Genomic DNA, 17,915 nt, shown 5'->3' with positions numbered 1-17,915 from the left:
AAATAATATAGCTAAATTTTATCAGAATATTCGATAATAAAAAATGAGCCTGAGTTGAATCAGGCTCATCATCATTTTATACGTCCGCTAAAGTGCGGTCGTTTTTTTCAATGTTTTTTACATTGATTCCGTGAAAGTACGGGTAATCACGTCTTGTTGTTGCTCTTTGGTTAAAGAGTTAAAACGCACCGCGTAGCCTGATACACGAATAGTTAATTGCGGATATTTATCCGGATTTTCCATTGCATCCAATAACATTTCACGGTTCAATACGTTCACATTTAAGTGCTGACCACCTTCAACGGTTGCTTCATGGTGGAAGTAACCATCCATTAAACCGGCAAGGTTACGGCGTTGTGCTTCCGGATCTTTACCTAGCGCATTCGGTACGATGGAGAAGGTATAAGAAATACCATCTTTTGCATAAGCAAACGGAAGTTTTGCCACAGAGGTTAATGAGGCGACCGCACCTTTTTGGTCACGACCATGCATTGGGTTTGCACCCGGTCCGAACGGCGCACCTGCACGACGACCATCCGGTGTATTTCCTGTTTTCTTACCGTACACTACGTTAGATGTAATGGTAAGAACAGATTGAGTAGGTACTGCGTTGCGGTAAGTTTTGAGTTTTTGAATTTTCTTCATAAAACGTTCAACTAAATCACAGGCAATGTCATCAACACGGTTATCATTGTTACCATATTGTGGATATTCGCCTTCAATTTCAAAGTCGATAGCTACATTAGAGGCCACCACATTACCGTCTTTATCTTTAATATCGCCACGAATTGGTTTCACTTTAGCGTATTTGATCGCAGAAAGTGAGTCTGCCGCCACAGAAAGACCGGCAATACCGCACGCCATAGTACGGAACACATCACGATCATGTAATGCCATTAATGCCGCTTCATAGGAATATTTATCGTGCATATAGTGGATAATGTTTAGGGCTGTCACATATTGTTTTGCCAACCAATCCATAAAGCTATCCATACGGGTCATCACCGTATCAAAATCTAATACTTCATCAGTGATTGGGGCAGTTTTCGGACCGACTTGCATACCTAATTTTTCATCAATACCGCCATTGATTGCGTATAACAAAGTTTTCGCTAAGTTTGCACGGGCACCAAAGAATTGCATTTGTTTACCCACTACCATTGGCGATACACAACAGGCGATAGCGTAGTCATCGTTGTTGAAATCAGGACGCATTAAATCGTCGTTTTCATATTGAACGGAAGAGGTATCAATAGACACTTTCGCACAGAAACGTTTGAAGTTTTCCGGTAACTGTTCGGACCAAAGAATAGTGAGGTTTGGTTCCGGAGAAGTGCCCATATTGTAGAGGGTATGTAAAATACGGAATGTATTTTTGGTAACTAATGTACGACCGTCTAACCCCATACCGGCGATGGTTTCGGTTGCCCACATTGGGTCACCGGAGAATAATTGATCGTATTCAGGGGTACGCAAGAAACGAACCATACGTAATTTCATCACTAAGTGGTCAACTAATTCTTGTGCTTCCACCTCGGTGATTTTGCCTGCTTTTAAGTCACGCTCGATATAAATATCAATGAAAGTCGCCGTACGACCGAATGACATTGCCGCACCATTTTGCGATTTGATTGCCGCTAAATAGGCGAAATACATCCATTGAATGGCTTCTTGTGCGTTAGTCGCAGGGTTAGAAATATCGTAACCGTAACTTGCTGCCATTTGTTTCATTTGAGCAAGGGCACGATGTTGTTCTGCAATCTCTTCACGTAAACGAATAGTGGCTTCAAGATCTACGCCATTCTCAAGATTTTCTTGTAAAGAAGAGAATTGTGCATATTTATCTTTCATGAGGAAATCAACACCATAAAGTGCTACGCGACGATAATCCCCAATGATACGACCACGACCATAAGCATCCGGTAAACCGGTTAATACACCGGATTTACGGCAACGTAAAATATCCGGCGTATAGACATCAAATACCCCTTGATTATGGGTTTTACGATATTCGGTGAAGATTTTTTTCACTTCAGGATCAAGTTCACGACCATAAACTTTACATGAACCTTCCACCATTTTGATACCACCGAATGGCATAATGGCCCGTTTTAACGGGGCATCGGTTTGAAGACCAACAATTTTTTCTAAATCTTTATTGATATAGCCCGGTGCGTGAGAAGTAATGGTTGATGGTGTATGTTCATCAAAATCTAATGGCGCGTGTGTACGGTTTTCAATTTTAATTCCTTCCATCACCGATTCCCACAGTTTTGTGGTGGCTTCGGTCGGACCTGCTAAGAAAGAATCATCACCTTCATACGGTGTGTAGTTTTTTTGAATAAAGTCGCGTACATTGACATTTTCTTGCCAATCACCACCGGTGAAACCGGCCCAAGCAACTTTTTGCGCTTCATTAAGTTCTGACATAGTCATTTCCTTTGTTAATTAATAAAAATAATTTATTTCAATTTCCTAGTGGGATTTTGTTAAGTAACGTTGGAATAAACCAATACAAATTGCCCCACCCACAATATTCCCCAACGTTACCGGGATTAAATTTTTTACAATAAAATGATAAACATCTAAATCAGCATATTTTGCTGCCTCGATGCCTAGCTGCTGCCAAAATTCAGGGGAACTGTAATGCGCCGTGATAATTCCCATCGGAATCATAAACATATTCGCCACGCAGTGTTCAAAACCTGATGCAACAAATAAACCAATCGGCATAATCATAATAAATGCTTTATCAACAACCGTTTTACCCGAATAAGACAACCAAACAGCCAAACACACCATGATGTTACACAAAATGCCCAAATTAAATGCTTCAAACCAAGTATGGTGAATCTTATGTTGTGCCGTATTAAGAATTGTCAAGCCCCATTGTCCGTTTGCTGCCATCGTTTGGCCTCCAAACCAAATCAGAGCAACAATAATCAATCCACCGACAAAATTACCAAAATACACGGCAATCCAGTTACGAATCATTTGCCATGTCGTAATTTTTCCACTAACTCGTGCAATAAAAGTGAGTGTTGATGAAGTGAAAAGCTCAGATCCTAACAACACTACCATTATCACCCCAATGGAAAATACTAGCCCTCCCACTAATTTAGTCATCCCCCAAGGGGCACCTGCGGAGGCTGTCTGTGTGGTTGTATAAAAAACAAACGCTAAGGCAATACATGCTCCAGCGTTAATTCCTGACATAAAAGAAAGAAATGGACGTTTTTTCGCTTTATAAACAGCCGCATTTTCTGCAAAATCTGTTGCTTCAACCGGCGTTAATGCTACTGTGGAAGAATTTTTAACCTCTGACATAGTACAACCAAATATGATAATTTATTTTTAATATTATAATCGTGGATATTTTACTCTCTTAGGTATGCTTTGCAAGATATGGCTAAGTGTTATTTCAACAAAATTTGATATTTTGCAAGTTTTGTTAAGTTTTTCTCATTTTGAGAATAAAAAAGGCTTGGAAAATCCAAGCCTTGTACTCTTCTCTCTGCGAAATTAGTCGCCTAAACGCTCTTTAATACGTGCAGATTTACCTGAACGTTCACGTAAGTAGTAAAGTTTCGCTTTACGTACCGCACCTTTACGTTTAACGGTGATGGAATCTACCACTGGTGAGTGAGTTTGGAATACACGCTCAACACCCACACCGTTTGATACTTTACGTAAAGTAAATGCAGAGTGCAAGCCACGGTTACGAATTGCAATAACCACGCCTTCGAATGCTTGCAGACGACGTTTACTTCCTTCCACAACCCATACTTTAACTTCTAAAGTATCACCCGGGCGGAAGCTAGGTACGTTTTGTTTTAGTTGTTCTTGTTCAAGTTGTTTAATAATGTTAGACATTTTTTTGATCCTTAATTGATCTAATGATCCTAGAATTAACTGAATTTACCGTTACTTTCCGTTTTCACTTCTTTTAACAGCTTACGTTGTTCGTCAGTCAGAGCTAGGCCTTCTAAGAGCTCCGGGCGACGGCGCCACGTTCTTTCAAGCGACTGTTTTAACCGCCACTTGCGAATTTCTTCGTGGTTCCCCGACATCAGCACGGGTGGAACGGTTAAGCCTTCTAACACTTCCGGTCTGGTGTAATGCGGGCAATCAAGTAAACCTCCGACAAAAGAATCTTCTTCTGCAGAAGCTTGTTTGCCTAATACACCGGGAATAAACCTTGCAACGGCATCAATCAATGTCATTGCCGGCAATTCACCGCCGGTTAAAACGTAATCACCGATTGACCATTCCTCATCAATTTCAGTTTGAATCAACCGTTCATCAATCCCTTCATACCGCCCGCACACCAAAACCAATTTTTGATTCTGTGCCAGCTCTACGACACCGGATTGATCGAGTTTACGTCCTTGTGGTGAAAGGTAAATCACCTTTGTATTTTCTCCCACAACCGCTTTTGCTGCGTGAATAGCATCCCGTAAAGGCTGCACCATCATTAGCATTCCCGGTCCCCCACCATAAGGGCGATCATCGACGGTTTTATGCTTATCCTGCGTAAAATCACGAGGATTCCAGCATTGCACTTGTAAGAGATTGTGTTTTACGGCTCTACCAGTTACCCCAAATTCCGTAATGGCTTTAAACATTTCGGGGAATAAGGTAATTATTCCGATCTGCATAATTCAGCCTTATGTTGTTTAAAGCAGACGACATTACGTTCGAGCATACCTGAGATTAGAAACCAGCGTCCCAATCCACTTCAATGGTTTTTGTGGTGAGATCGACTCTTTTAACTACTTGTTCATACAAAAACGGAATTAACCGCTCTTGTTTTCCAAAAGCATCTTTGCTATTAGCTTTGACGACCAGTACATCATTTGAACCGGTTTCCATCATTTCCGTAACCGTTCCCATGGTATAGCCTTGAAGGTTGATGACTGTGCAACCGATTAAATCGTGCCAGTAATAATCGCCTTCTTCCAATTTCGGGAATACAGAAAGATCCACCCCAATTTCAACATTCGCTAAAACCTGAGCGGCTTCACGATCGTCAGTGCCTTTTAACTTCACTATCAATTCGTGATTGTGATGACGCCAATTTTCAAGCTCAACTGGCTGCCATTCCCCTTTGATTTTCAAAAACCAAGGTTGATAGTCAAAAATGCTTTCGGCATATTCGGTTGATGAATAAATACGCAACCACCCACGGATACCGTAGGTTGAGCCCAATTTGCCCACAACTTCAATGCGTTGCTGTTCCATATTTTTCACCTATTCTCTACTCAAAAGCGAATTAAGCGGCTTTTTGAGCTTCCTTTACCAAACACGCAACGCGATCAGATAATGATGCACCTTGACCTACCCAGTGGTTTACACGGTCTAAGTTAATACGAAGACGTTCAGCATTACCTTGTGCAATTGGATTGAAAAAACCTACACGCTCAATGAAACGACCATCACGAGGTGAACGGCTGTCTGCAACAACGATTTGATAAAAAGGGCGTTTTTTAGCTCCGCCACGAGATAAACGAATGGTTACCATAACCTTCCTCTAATTATTTGATGATTAAAAGAATATTTCTAAGCTCGAAAGTCACTTAAAAATATAGCTTACTTTTTTCTCTGTATATATAGACAAAAAGCCTGGGAATTTTACACTTTTCGAACAAAAAGGCAAGCTAAAATCCCCTAAGAAAAGTATAAATTCACTATAAAAAATGACCGCACTTTGCTTTACCTATTTCAAAGTGCGGTTAGTTTTCAAGATATTTTTAGCCCACCACAAATGGGAGATAACCGGCACGGATAGCAAATGGGATAGAAGTAATCACCACGCCGAGGATCAATACGATAAGCAGGGTGAAATTACCACCCCATACTCGGTATGGAAGGGTTGGGTGAAGACGACGAGCTTTCCAAACAAGGCTGACCGGCAATACCACCGCATAAAAAGCAAACATTTGACCGGCATAGCCTAACGCTAAAATAAACCCTTCCGGATAAAAAAGAGCGAATGCTAACGGTGGAATAAATGTTAATAAACCAAGGGAAATACGCCCTGCTGAAAGGTTAAATGAACGTTTTAACAGATCTTCGATACATTCCAATAGGCCTAATCCCACGCCTAAAAATGAGGTGACTAACGCTAAAGTGGAGAACAATTTCACTGCACTTGCAATCACCGTGCTTCCTGTAATGGCAAGGGTTGCTTTTACTAAACCGTTTAACGTGGCATCGTCTTTTAGAATCTGTAAAAACTCATTTTGGGTGAGCAAACCGTGTGTAGAAAGTTGCCATAAAATATAAGCACCAAGCGTAATTGCCGACCCCACTAAAATGGAAATTCGCAGAGCTTTAACGTTACCGTTCAAATATTTATTCAAGCTCGGAATAGAGCCGTGAAAACCAAAAGCGGTAAAAAAAACCGGGCTGGCGGAAATGATTAACGCATTATCAATAGGAATAGCCAATAAATTGTCCATTTTGATTTCCGGTAACATCAAGCCTAATACCACCGCAAAGGCCGCCAGCATAACGAAAAATAAAACCCGGTTGATTTTATCCACGCTGTGAGTGCCGATCACAATAAATGAGCCAAAAATCAAGGTGAACAATACAATGCTGATTTGATTGCCTATCCCTTCCGGTAATAAACCGCTTAGTAAAGAACCGCCTCCGCTCACATAGGCTGCGATTAAGGCGTAGAGGAAAACAATGAGTACGGCTGTGGCAACAGCCCGTCCGAATCGACCAAAATATTGTTCGGCAAGCGTACCTATCCCCGCATCGCTTTCTGCGGTTTGGTAGAGTTCCACAAATAATAAAGCAGTAAACGTCAACAACGCCCAAAGCCCTAATAATAAAACCAACGTAAAGCCAAATCCGATTCCGGCGGAAGTAAGCGGCATGGCCAGCATACCCGCCCCGATCATTGTGCCGGAAACCAGCAACGTGCTACCAATGGTTTTGTTCATCGTTCTTTCCTCATTTGTAACGTAAAATTTACAAAGATTGTATTTCAAAATTTACACACTGTAAACACCTTCAAAAATATCCTTAGAATTCACCGCACTTTCTCGTTACAATAGCCGACAAATCAACTAAGACATAAAAAACAGGAGCTCTTATGATTTATAGTATGACAGCCTTTGCCCGCCTTGAAGTGAAAAAAGACTGGGGCAATGCGGTGTGGGAAATCCGTTCCGTCAATCAACGCTATTTGGAAACCTTCTTTCGTCTGTCGGAACAATTCCGTGGCTTGGAAAACACCTTGCGCGAAAAACTCCGACAAAATCTTACCCGTGGTAAAGTGGAATGTGCTTTACGCATTGAGGCGAAAAAACAAGTTAATGGGGAGCTAAATCTCAATAGAGAATTGGCAAACCAAGTGATTCAATCTTTGCAATGGATTAAAACTCAAGCGGGTGAAGGCGAAATTAATTTAACGGATGTTTTGCGTTATCCGGGCGTGGTGGAAACCCAAGAGCAGGATTTGGACGCTATTAGTCAAGATTTATTGGCGGCCTTTGATGAATTGCTCGCTGATTTTATTGCAATGCGTGCCCGGGAGGGGGAAAAATTACAAGATGTCATTCAGCAACGCCTAACTGCCATTTCTGTGGAAGCAGACAAAGTGCGGTCACAAATGCCGGCAGTTTTACAATGGCAACGTGAACGTTTGCTACAACGCTTTGAAGAAGCGCAGATTAGCCTTGATCCGCAACGCATTGAGCAAGAAATGATTTTACTTGCGCAACGTGTGGATGTAGCAGAAGAACTCGATCGCTTACAAATGCACGTGAAAGAAACAACGAATATCTTGAAAAAAGGCGGGGCGGTCGGACGTAAATTGGATTTTATGATGCAAGAACTCAACCGAGAATCCAATACACTGGCGTCAAAATCCATCAATGCGGACATCACAGCTTCAGCGGTGGAATTGAAAGTGTTAATTGAACAAATGCGTGAACAAATTCAGAATTTAGAATAGGAGAACAGGATGGCTCAATTTATTCCACTCAATCATTATCAGCTGATTGAAGCACACGGAGCGGATGCCGAAACCTATTTACAAGGACAACTCACCACCGATGTGATCGCATTACCGAGTGGCGCTACCACACTCACGGCACATTGTGATCCTAAAGGGAAAATGAATGCTATTTTTCGCTTATTCAAAGTGAGTCAAACACAGTTTTTTTTATTGGTGAAAAAAGATTTACTGCCAAGTGCGCAAGATGCCTTAAAAAAATACGCCGTATTTTCTAAAGTGAGTTTTGATTTGCGTGATTGGCAAATTGTTGGTGTGATAGGGGAAAAATGCGGAAAAATTCAACCGCACTTTTCATTGGACATTGATGAACAACGGACGATTTTGCTCAATGAAACGCCATTATCCCTCACTTTTAATGCTGATGAAAAAGACTGGGAGGCGGCAGATATTCAAGCCGGCTTGCCAAATTTAACCGACAAAACACAAAATGAATTTATTCCGCAAGCGTTGAACTTGCAAGCCATTGAACAGGCGGTTTCTTTCACGAAAGGCTGTTATATCGGGCAGGAAACAGTGGCACGGGCAAAATACCGTGGGGCAAATAAGCGCGCTATGTTTATTCTAAAAGGCGAAACACCATCACAACCTACTATCGGTGAAGCCATTGAAATGCAAATTGAAAATAACTGGCGAAAAACCGGTACGATTACAAGTGCGGTCAATATTGAGGGCATTTTGTGGTTGCAAGTGGTCATGAACAACGATGTGGATACCCACCAACTTTTCCGTTTGCCGGAAGACGGTTCTCCCCTTGTGATTCAACCTCTGCCTTATGTGTTAAGTTAAAATGAAAACGCAATATTATATCGGGATGATGTCCGGAACGAGTTTGGACGGCATTGACATCGCATTAGTGGATTTTTCCTTTGCTCAGCCTAAATTGCTGGCGACGGATTTTACTCCGATGCCCCAACATTTACGGAAAAACATCACCGCTCTTGTTCAATCGGGCGAAACCACGCTTCAACAACTCGGTGAATTGGATCATCAGTTAGGGCGGCTTTATGCCGATTGTGTCAATGTTTTCTTACAGAAACATCAACTTTCTCCGCAAAACATTCAAGCCATTGGCTGTCATGGACAGACCGTATGGCATTCGCCAAAAGGAGCATTCCCTTTTACTCTGCAAATTGGCGATATGAATTTGCTTGCTGCCCTCACCGGCATCACCACCATTGGCGATTTTCGACGCAAAGATATGGCATTTGGCGGACAAGGGGCTCCCCTCGTCCCGGCCTTTCACCAAGCTCTATTTTTCGATCCCCGGTGTGCCACCGTCGTATTAAATATCGGCGGTATCAGCAATATTTCCCTCTTAATCCCCAATCAGCCAGTGGTGGGTTTTGACACCGGACCGGGCAATACCTTGCTTGATCAATGGATCGAAAAACACAAAAACGTCGCCTATGATAAAAACGGCGATTGGGCAGCCGGCGGAGAGGTTAATGAAGCTTTACTTAATGCTTTGTTAGACGAACCCTTTTTCCGGCAACCGCCCCCAAAAAGCACGGGAAGAGAATTATTTAATTTGGCTTGGTTGGAACAAAAAATTCAAAAATTATGTCAAAATTCCACCGCACTTTTGCCGCAAGATGTGCAAGCTACCTTGGTGGAATTAACGGTGTGTAGTGTTGCAGAAAGTTTAAAACTGATTCGCACCCCACTGCCTAAACGGCTGCTTGTTTGTGGTGGTGGGGCGAAAAATACCTTGATGATGCAACGCCTTGCCGACCGATTGCCGCAATGGTCAATTCATACCACCAATGAGTTTGCCATGGATTCGGATTATGTCGAGGCAGCAGCCTTTGCGTGGCTCGCCTACCGCAGAATGCACAACCAACCGGGGAATTTACCTGAAGTGACCGGTGCAAAAAGTGCGGTCGGTTTAGGGGCGGTTTTTCCGATGCCTTAACTTTATATTAAAATCTCCGGGAGAAATTTCTACCGGCTTGTCAAAATAGCGCGATGATGAACAAACCACTAATTAATACTCTTTCAACCTTAATAACGGAACAACGAAACCCCCATTCAATGAACATCGATCAACTTTCCCCATTGGAAATCGTGTCCTTGATGAATGAGGAAGACAAGCAGGTTCCCCTTGCTATTGAACGAGTGCTACCCCAAATTGCTCAAGGGGTGAAAGCCATTGTGCGTGCCTTTCAGCGAGGCAGGCGGCTTATTTATATCGGGGCAGGCACCAGCGGACGGCTAGGTGTATTGGATGCTTCGGAATGCCCTCCTACTTTTGGGGTGAGCGGAGAAATGGTGAAAGGTATTATCGCCGGTGGCGAGCGTGCGATCCGTCATCCCGTTGAAGGGGCGGAAGACAGCCAAACCGCCGCCGTGGAAGATTTACGTGCCATAAATTTTTCTGAACAGGACGTGTTGGTAGGCATTGCCGCCAGCGGTCGCACGCCCTATGTGCTGGGCGCATTAAATTACGCCAAAGAATTAGGCGCAAGCACTATTTCCATCGCCAGCAATCCCAATTCAGTGATGGCGCAAGTGGCGGATATTGCTATTGATACGGTGGTGGGGGCGGAAGTGCTGACCGGCTCAAGTCGCCTTAAATCCGGTACAGCACAAAAATTGGTGCTGAATATGCTTTCTACTGCCTCAATGATTTTAATGGGGAAATGTTATGAGAATTTAATGGTGGATGTGCAAGCAAGCAACGAAAAACTCAAGGCACGTGCCGTTCGCATTGTGATGCAAGCTACCGATTGCAATGAAACCACGGCGGAACAAACCCTCATTAGTGCGGAACAAAACGCTAAACTGGCGATTATGATGATCCTTAGCGGCTTGCCAAAAGATGAGGCAAAGAAATTATTGGAAAAAGAGAAGGGATTTTTGCGCAAGGCCTTAAAAAAATAAGACGAGGGAAACGCTCAAAGTGCGGTGAATTTGACCGCACTTTGAGCCACCTTTAAATTGCAGCGATAATTATGACCAAAACTGTTCATTGCGCCATTCAATTTTGTGTGCCAATTTCATAAATATTACTAATCATAAAATGGGCAATGCGTTTGGTTATCAGCCATTTTCCCTCCACTTTCCGATAACTGTCTTGATAACGCACACTATGGTTATGCAACATTTGTTTGCCATCTTGTTCGCTGACTAATTTCACCTCACAGTAGTTGATGGCATCTGCCGTGGTATCGCCGGTAAAGGTTACGGTGTGTTGCCCGTTCAGATGATAAACAGTATGAAAACCGGCTAAAAAGTCGCTAAATACCTTCTCAATTTCCGCTCGCCCTTTCATATCCGCAAATAATTGCCCGCCAATATAAGTGGTGACTTGCGCATCTTCAGTAAATAATGGCATTTGTTCTGCCACCCGTTTTTCATCCGCCAAATTAGAAAAGGTATCCACCAAATCTTTTAGCGCTTGGCGTTCGATAAGTTGGTTCATTGTCATTTTTTTCTCCTATAAAAAGTTAAATTTTTGCAATGCCGATACTTTGACGGCTGCCTAATTGCTCATCGGCAACCAATTTGCCGATAAAATCCGCAATACTTTTGCGTGAAACGCTATGTCCTTCAAAGGCTTCCCCTTTGTAGGTAAGGGAGTACTCAATTTCCGAGCCGTTGGTAATGCGCACGTTTTCCATTATGTATTGAATGAAAAACTTGCTAAATTCACGCATGATTATCCGGAAATCCACTTAGAATTAGTGGTGGAGGATCGCTTTATTGATATTGTTGCCGAGCGTTTTGATGCTGGAATTCGACTGGGACATCATGTCGCCAAAGATATGGTTGCTGTGAGAATTTCGGAGGAACTACAAATGTGCACTGCCGCCAGCCCCGATTATCTCGCCAAATATGGTATGCCGAAAACGCCTTATGATTTAATGGAACACGAATGTTTGATTCACCGCTTACCGACCAGCGGTGGCAATATGGTGTGGGAATTTTGCAATCCAAAAGCGAAAAAACATATTGTCAAAATTCAACCGCAAGGACGGCTGAAAACTAATCAAGGCTTTCTACATAAAAATTATGCTGTCAATGGTTTGGGGATTTTATGGACACCGCAGGATGTGATTCGACAGGAAATTGATAGCGGAAAACTTGTTCCGATTTTGCAGGATTGGAATATGAGCTACGAGGGATATTATCTTTATTACCCCAATCGCCGCCAAGATTCGCCGCTATTTAGGGCATTGGTTGAGGCATTACGAATGTAAAAAAAAATGCGGTCAAAACCGACCGAACTTTTTTCGTAGCGTAAAATATCGTTTCACGCATGGGAAAATCGGTGCGTAAACGATAAATTATTTACGCATGCTTTTGCCATCCCTCACATCGTTTTTTGGACAACACCCAAACATTCTCTTATATTCTCGGCTAAATTGGCTGGCACTTTCATATCCCACCTCAAAAGCGGCTTCACTTGCTAGGCGATTTTCCTGTACGATCAATCGCTTTGCTTCCATTAAACGTAAAGATTTTTGATATTGAAGTGGCGACATCGTGGTGATTTTTTGAAATGGCTATGAAAGCCCGAAACAGACATACCGCATAATGTTGCAAGAGAATCAATCGTAACAGATTCTTGATAATGTTGGCGTAAATACGTCGTTGCTTGGGCGATTTTATGCATATTTGAATCAATACTTGCCATTTGTTTGAGTTTTTGACCTTGTTCACCTGTTAGCAAACGGTAGTAAATTTCTTGTTGAATCAAAGGTGCAAGAAAATTAATATCTTTTGGATTTTCATGCAAGAGTAAAAGTCGTTCAAAAGCCTGTTTTAAATCTTCATCGAGTATCCGGTTTCCAAAGCTGTCTTTATGGTCATATTTCGGGATAGAAAGTGCGGTTTGTTTCAAAAGAATTTTTTGAACAGTTGTAATATTAATTTTCATCGACATCACTAAAAACGGTTCATTGACCGTGGCTTTTTTTATTTCGCCACACATTGGTACATTGACAGGACAAAACATATAGTGCTGACTATTAAATTGGTAGCATTGATCGCCAAGTTGGATGAATCTTTCACCGCTTAATACGATACAAATACTGGGTTCTTGAATAATCCCCACATAAGAAAAAGGTCGATCGGAATGACGGATAATCAAACCTTCAATAGGAGAAATATAGTTTGTATTATGAGGAATAACGTTCAAAACCCGCTGAATAAATGAAGATGAAAACATAATTTTTGTAGAAATAGGCAAGAGTTTTGTAGGAATGTTATATCACTTTAAAAGCGGACACAATAAAATGATTGCATCTTAAATCGCTTCATACGGAGAAAAACAATGAAAATTTTTTACAAAACTTCAGCAACGGCAACAGGCGGACGTGATGGGCATACCCAAGTCGATGATCATTCAATCGGTTTCGATTTAGTGGGCTTTCAAAATGAAAGTGGTAAACAGGGAACGAATCCGGAGCAGCTTTTTGCGATGGGCTACGCAGCCTGCTTTGATAGTGCAATGAATCATGTTGCGCCAACACTAGGCTTAAAACCAACGAAATCTTCGACTAATGTTGCGGTAGGCATTGGTCAGAAAGCAGATGGTGCATTTGGGTTGGATATCGACATCACCATCACCGTTGCCGGTTTAAACGAAGAGGAAGCCCGCACACTTATCACGCGAGCTCATGAAGTTTGCCCTTATTCCAATGCTACGCGTGGCAATGTTGATGTTCGCTTGCATGTCAGTTTAATTCAAACATTTGATTTATAAAAGTTTTTATGGTGGGTTTAACACCCACCATGAGATTAGTTATTTTCAAGTTTCAAATGTTTCAACCTTAAAGCATTCGTCAAAACGGAAACGGAGCTGAGTGCCATCGCTGCACCGGCGATGACGGGATTCAGATAGCCCAATGCCGCAAGGGGAATGCCCAAAACGTTATAAATCGAAGCAAAAAAGAGATTTTGCTTAATGTTTTTCAGGGTCGCTTGTGCGATAAAAATCCCATCCGCCAGTTGATTGACCGATTGTCGCATTAATGTTGCGGAAGCCGTTTGCATTGCCACATCAGAACCGGATTTCATGGCAAAACTCACATTGGCCATCGCCAAAGCGGCGGCATCATTAATGCCATCGCCCACCATCGCCACGGTTTTCCCAGCCTGTTGCAAGGCTTGAATTTTGGCGGCTTTATCTCGTGGGCTAAGTTTGCCGAATGCGGTTTTTATACCTAGCTGATGTGCCACATAATTCACCACGGATTGGCGGTCGCCACTCATTATCATCACTTCAATATGGTGCTGTTTTAAGCGTTCAATTGCCAATTTACTTTCTTCACGTAATGTATCCGTGAGGGCAAAAGCACCGACAATGTGACTGTTTAGGGAAACCGCAACGACACTGGCAATCTGCCATATATCATCCTGTTGGGCGGGTAAATTGAATCCACAGAATTCAGGGGATCCTACTTTTACCTCGCCCATTCCTTCGATCTCAGCGGAAATTCCTGCGCCAATCTCCGTTTTCACCGAAAGTGCGGTCGGAATGGCGAGATTTTTTTCCATGGCTTCACGCACAATGGCTTTGGCGAGAGGGTGGGTAGCATATTGTTCTACGGTAGCGGCGAGGCGGTAGAGTTCCTCTTCGGAAATGGCCGCACTTTCGGGTAACCACAGCGCGGCGATGTTTAACTCACCTGTTGTCAGCGTACCGGTTTTGTCTAATACCACCGTATCAATATGTGCCGCTTGCTCCATCGCTGCAGCATCCTTAAACCAAATACCGTGGTTCACCGCCTTGCCCATTCCCGCCATAATCGCCGCCGGCGTGGCAAGCCCCAAGGCACAAGGACAGGCGATTACCAATACTGCCACCGAATGAATAATAGCGGTTTTCACCTCTGCCGTTACCCACCAAGTCAGTAAAAAGGTAAGTGCGGCGATAGCAAGCACGACCGGGACAAAAATTCCCGCCACTTTATCGGCAAAGCGCGCAATAGGGGCTTTTGTTCCCTGAGCCTCGGAAAGCGCTTTCATCATATCGCCAAGCAAGGTTTGGTGACCCAACTGATTGGCACGGTAGGTTAGACTGCCTTCTGTGACCATCGCACCGGCAAGCACTGTACTTCCCGCCTGTTTCATTTCCGGCAATGATTCACCGGTTAAATGGCTTTCATCGCACCAACTCTCTCCACTTTCAACTTCCCCATCGGCGGCAATACGTTCACCTTGATTCGCACGGAGCAAATCGCCGATCTTTACTAGGTTAAGCGGTGTATTTTGCCAAGTTCCGTTACGGAAAATTTCCACTTGTTTTGGCGTGAGTTGTAGCAATAATTCCAAACTGTTGAGGCTGTGTTTTTTGGTTCGTTCTTCCAAAAATTTGCCCAAGCTCACAAAGCCTATCACCATCACAGCCGCTTCAAAGTAAATGTGGTGTAATGCATCGTGTCCTTGTGCGGTATAGTAAAACAGCATATAAGCAGAATAGAAATAAATGGTGAGTGTACCGCAACTCACTAACACATCCATATTCGCCAAACCGCCTCGAATACTGCCGATTGCCGCACGATAAAACGGGATTGCCAAGACAAATTGCACAATACTCGCCAAGACAAATTGCCACATTGGCGGTAGCATTAAATTGTGATTACCGATAAGCATTCCCACCATACCGATTAAAAACGGGATATTAATCAGCAACAATAACCAAAGCCGCCAATGGGATTTTTTTTCCTCTTTTTGAATGCGTGGCGTGTCGGTTTTCAAAATGCCTTTAAATCCCGTTTTTTGAATAATATCAATAATATCGGTTTCACTTGCCTGTGTAGGGTCGAATGCGACTTTGGCTTCCTCCACGGCAAAATTGACACCGGCTTCTTTGACAAAGGCTTTTTTATTCAGCACTTTTTCAATTCGATTGGCACAGGATTGGCAAGTCATTCCCTCAATTTGAAGGGTGATGGTTTTACTCTGTTGCATCAAAACCCGCATCCTCAATGGCTTCAATTAACCGTGTAACGGAAATTTGAGCATCATCAAATTGAATATCGGCATAGCCGTCAAGTACAACATTCACTTGCACAACGCCCTCTAACTCTTCCAATACTCGAGTAACACTTTTTACACAGCCGCCACAATGCATCCCTGTTACGGTTAAACGAACATCTTTCATTATTTTCTCCTGTTTATTATTGAATGGTTAATGAATCGTGGCATACTATAAACCTTAACTTAAGGTGAAGGTCAAGGGCTTTTTTATGAACATCAGTCAAGCGGCAAAATTGAGCGGGCTCAGCACAAAGCAAATTAGAGATTATGAGAAATTGGGGTTGCTCAAACCGGCACAACGGAGTTTTTCCGGCTATCGCCACTATGAGGAAAAAGATATTGAACGATTACATTTTATTCGTCATTCACGTGATGTTGGTTTTTCTTTACAACAAATCAAACAGTTGATTGCGCTGCAAGATAATCCGAATCGCAGCAGCCGAGAAGTGAAAACCTTAACCTCGCAGCACATCAATACATTAAAGCAACAGATTAAACAATTAGAGAGAATGGTGGAAGAATTACAACGGTGGCACGATACCTGTCAAGGCAATGATTGCCCTGAATGTGCCATTTTGGCGGGATTAAATAACGAGAAAAATTAATAGTCCCAAGTTTCGGGAATAATTCCTAAACGACGCATAATCTCTTTTGCATCTTCCGGGATTTCATCATGACGATCTTTCATTAAATCGGTATCGGTCGGAAGGGGCTGACCGGTAAAGGCGTGGAGAAACGCTTCACAAAGTAATTCACTATTTGTGGCGTGACGCAAATTTTTTAACTGGCGGCGGGTGCGTTCATTCGTTAAAATTTCTAATACTTTAATCGGAATGGACACGGTAATTTTCTTTACCTGCTCACTTTTTTTTCCATGTTCCGCATAAGGGCTGATATATTTGCCGTCCCAATCTGCCATAACGCACCTTTTAATTCAAAACCAAATAAACGCGATTATTCTAAATAAAAAACAAATAAATGACAATCTAGACGGCTAAACGACCGCACTTTCCCCGCCTTAATAAAAATCAGCTTTTTGCCTCACGAACCGCTGTAGAGGCAAAGGTGATTTTATCCGGGCGATAGCTGATGCTGCCGAATTGAAACAGGCGCCCATCGGATAAATAAGTGGTGCTGGTTACGCTCACCACCATATTATACTCGCCAAGATCCATCACGTTTTCTTCCTCTTCATTAGCATAGCGGAAAGTAATTTCCCGTTGGGAATGGCTGATTTTTAAGCCTAATTCGCTTTCTAAATAGTGGTAAATTGAATGTTCAGCGATTTCTCGGTTAATAAAGGGCACAATACGGCGGTCGAAGTATGAAATTTCATATTCCACATTTTCGCCATCAATCGTACGAGTGCGGCCTATACGGTAAAAATCAATCTGCTCATTGACATTAAAAACGCGCATTAATTCTTCTTCACCCTGTACAATATACAAACTGGTTAAAGTTGTTTTGATTTGATGAGATGAAGTGCGGTTTAATTCGCCAACTGTTTTAATTTCAGAAAGCATTTGCGGTTTGGGCAAATGACGTTCCAAAACAATAGAATTTCTACCTTGCTGTTTTTGGATATAGCCGTCTATTTCCAGTAGTGAAAGGGCTTTTCGGATAGTATCTTTTGAAAAACCATAATGTTGCATCAATTCACTTTCACTCGGTAATTCTTGCCTTGCAATTAAGATACCATTGGTGATTCTTGTTTTTATATCGTGATAAACTTTTCTATATTTACTCATATCCTGCTTCTGTCTGCTTATCTTAGATTCCATTCTCTTTTCTTATAGAATAACATAAAAAAACTAACTTATACGTATAAATTTTGATTGAAATCATATTTTTCCGTTAATGATAAAACTTTTACGTAAAAGATGTTGCATGAAGATAG

General features: G+C 42.4%; 20 protein-coding genes and 1 pseudogene. 7 read left to right on the top strand and 14 right to left on the bottom strand.

The annotated features are described in order from the left end of the window. Nucleotides 1-117: 117 nt before the first annotated feature. From pflB to BKK52_RS01975, 7 genes are all read right to left on the bottom strand, one after another. Nucleotides 118-2,430 (bottom strand): formate C-acetyltransferase, encoded by a 2,313-nt coding sequence (gene pflB / locus BKK52_RS02005; RefSeq protein WP_077473888.1) that lies wholly within the window; start codon nt 2,428-2,430, stop codon nt 118-120. 45 nt (nt 2,431-2,475) lie between these two features. Further along, the gene (gene focA / locus BKK52_RS02000) at nt 2,476-3,327 is read right to left on the bottom strand and encodes a formate transporter FocA (RefSeq protein ID WP_077420148.1); all 852 of its coding nucleotides are present in this window, start codon (nt 3,325-3,327) and stop codon (nt 2,476-2,478) included. Between the two features lie 195 nt (nt 3,328-3,522). Further along, on the bottom strand, nt 3,523-3,873 hold the full coding sequence (gene rplS, locus BKK52_RS01995) for a 50S ribosomal protein L19 (RefSeq protein WP_077420149.1): 351 nt from the start codon (nt 3,871-3,873) through the stop codon (nt 3,523-3,525). Nucleotides 3,874-3,908: 35 nt separating this feature from the next. Continuing rightward, nucleotides 3,909-4,658: a tRNA (guanosine(37)-N1)-methyltransferase TrmD gene (gene trmD, locus BKK52_RS01990; RefSeq protein WP_077420150.1), complete on the bottom strand. Its 750-nt coding sequence runs from the start codon at nt 4,656-4,658 to the stop codon at nt 3,909-3,911. Between the two features lie 55 nt (nt 4,659-4,713). Continuing rightward, a complete protein-coding gene (rimM, locus tag BKK52_RS01985; RefSeq protein ID WP_077420151.1) occupies nt 4,714-5,241 on the bottom strand; it encodes a ribosome maturation factor RimM in 528 nt (175 codons plus the stop codon). Nucleotides 5,242-5,272: 31 nt separating this feature from the next. Beyond that, the gene (gene rpsP, locus BKK52_RS01980) at nt 5,273-5,521 is read right to left on the bottom strand and encodes a 30S ribosomal protein S16 (RefSeq protein WP_077415156.1); all 249 of its coding nucleotides are present in this window, start codon (nt 5,519-5,521) and stop codon (nt 5,273-5,275) included. A 229-nt stretch (nt 5,522-5,750) separates the two neighbouring features. Continuing rightward, on the bottom strand, nt 5,751-6,953 hold the full coding sequence (locus BKK52_RS01975; protein ID WP_077420152.1) for an aromatic amino acid transport family protein: 1,203 nt from the start codon (nt 6,951-6,953) through the stop codon (nt 5,751-5,753). Nucleotides 6,954-7,105: 152 nt separating this feature from the next. On the opposite strand from BKK52_RS01975, the gene BKK52_RS01970 reads away from it, so the two are divergent. Genes BKK52_RS01970 through murQ form a run of 4 tightly spaced genes read left to right on the top strand, consistent with a single transcriptional unit; the run spans nt 7,106 to nt 10,912 of the window. Then, a complete protein-coding gene (locus tag BKK52_RS01970) occupies nt 7,106-7,969 on the top strand; it encodes a YicC/YloC family endoribonuclease (RefSeq protein ID WP_077420153.1) in 864 nt (287 codons plus the stop codon). Nucleotides 7,970-7,978: 9 nt separating this feature from the next. Further along, the gene (gene ygfZ, locus BKK52_RS01965) at nt 7,979-8,818 is read left to right on the top strand and encodes a CAF17-like 4Fe-4S cluster assembly/insertion protein YgfZ (RefSeq protein WP_077477715.1); all 840 of its coding nucleotides are present in this window, start codon (nt 7,979-7,981) and stop codon (nt 8,816-8,818) included. 1 nt (nt 8,819) lies between these two features. Next, nucleotides 8,820-9,944, top strand: a complete 1,125-nt coding sequence (locus tag BKK52_RS01960) for an anhydro-N-acetylmuramic acid kinase (protein ID WP_077420155.1) — start codon at nt 8,820-8,822, stop codon at nt 9,942-9,944. Nucleotides 9,945-9,997: 53 nt separating this feature from the next. Beyond that, nucleotides 9,998-10,912, top strand: coding sequence for an N-acetylmuramic acid 6-phosphate etherase (gene murQ / locus BKK52_RS01955; protein WP_077477713.1), 915 nt, complete (start codon nt 9,998-10,000; stop codon nt 10,910-10,912). Nucleotides 10,913-11,009: 97 nt separating this feature from the next. On the opposite strand, the gene BKK52_RS01950 is transcribed toward murQ, so the two are convergent. Together BKK52_RS01950 and BKK52_RS13625 are read right to left on the bottom strand one after the other, a co-directional pair. Further along, nucleotides 11,010-11,459, bottom strand: a complete 450-nt coding sequence (locus BKK52_RS01950; protein ID WP_077420157.1) for a nuclear transport factor 2 family protein — start codon at nt 11,457-11,459, stop codon at nt 11,010-11,012. 19 nt (nt 11,460-11,478) lie between these two features. Beyond that, complete coding sequence (locus tag BKK52_RS13625) at nt 11,479-11,652, bottom strand: Rossmann-fold NAD(P)-binding domain-containing protein (RefSeq protein ID WP_165688460.1); 174 nt, start codon at nt 11,650-11,652, stop codon at nt 11,479-11,481. Nucleotides 11,653-11,658: 6 nt separating this feature from the next. Between BKK52_RS13625 and BKK52_RS01945 the strand changes: the two genes are divergently transcribed. Continuing rightward, the gene (locus BKK52_RS01945; protein WP_242650034.1) at nt 11,659-12,231 is read left to right on the top strand and encodes a LysR substrate-binding domain-containing protein; all 573 of its coding nucleotides are present in this window, start codon (nt 11,659-11,661) and stop codon (nt 12,229-12,231) included. 87 nt (nt 12,232-12,318) lie between these two features. Here BKK52_RS01945 and BKK52_RS01940 read toward each other — a convergent pair. After that, nucleotides 12,319-13,202, bottom strand: a pseudogene (locus tag BKK52_RS01940) (AraC family transcriptional regulator). 105 nt (nt 13,203-13,307) lie between these two features. Here BKK52_RS01940 and BKK52_RS01935 point away from each other — a divergent pair. Next, the gene (locus BKK52_RS01935; protein WP_077420160.1) at nt 13,308-13,739 is read left to right on the top strand and encodes an organic hydroperoxide resistance protein; all 432 of its coding nucleotides are present in this window, start codon (nt 13,308-13,310) and stop codon (nt 13,737-13,739) included. Between the two features lie 35 nt (nt 13,740-13,774). Here the strand turns inward: BKK52_RS01935 and BKK52_RS01930 are convergent, their stop codons facing one another. Both BKK52_RS01930 and BKK52_RS01925 read right to left on the bottom strand, forming a co-directional pair. Beyond that, nucleotides 13,775-15,961 (bottom strand): heavy metal translocating P-type ATPase, encoded by a 2,187-nt coding sequence (locus BKK52_RS01930; protein WP_077420161.1) that lies wholly within the window; start codon nt 15,959-15,961, stop codon nt 13,775-13,777. Beyond that, on the bottom strand, nt 15,936-16,142 hold the full coding sequence (locus BKK52_RS01925) for a heavy-metal-associated domain-containing protein (RefSeq protein ID WP_077420162.1): 207 nt from the start codon (nt 16,140-16,142) through the stop codon (nt 15,936-15,938). The genes BKK52_RS01930 and BKK52_RS01925 overlap by 26 nt, the downstream gene beginning before the upstream one ends. Before the next feature lie 85 nt (nt 16,143-16,227). Between BKK52_RS01925 and cueR the strand changes: the two genes are divergently transcribed. Further along, entirely contained in the window at nt 16,228-16,623 is a 396-nt protein-coding gene (cueR, locus tag BKK52_RS01920) for a Cu(I)-responsive transcriptional regulator (RefSeq protein ID WP_077420163.1), read from the top strand. Here cueR and metJ read toward each other — a convergent pair. Further along, a complete protein-coding gene (metJ, locus tag BKK52_RS01915; protein ID WP_077420164.1) occupies nt 16,620-16,937 on the bottom strand; it encodes a met regulon transcriptional regulator MetJ in 318 nt (105 codons plus the stop codon). The two genes, cueR and metJ, sit on opposite strands and share 4 nt — an antisense overlap. Before the next feature lie 109 nt (nt 16,938-17,046). Next, nucleotides 17,047-17,766, bottom strand: a complete 720-nt coding sequence (locus BKK52_RS01910) for a UTRA domain-containing protein (RefSeq protein ID WP_077420165.1) — start codon at nt 17,764-17,766, stop codon at nt 17,047-17,049. Nucleotides 17,767-17,915: the final 149 nt, after the last annotated feature.

It is taken from the genome of Rodentibacter trehalosifermentans, assembly GCF_002000545.1.
Lineage (GTDB): Bacteria > Pseudomonadota > Gammaproteobacteria > Enterobacterales > Pasteurellaceae > Rodentibacter > Rodentibacter trehalosifermentans.
This window is presented reverse-complemented; position numbering and strand designations above follow the sequence as displayed.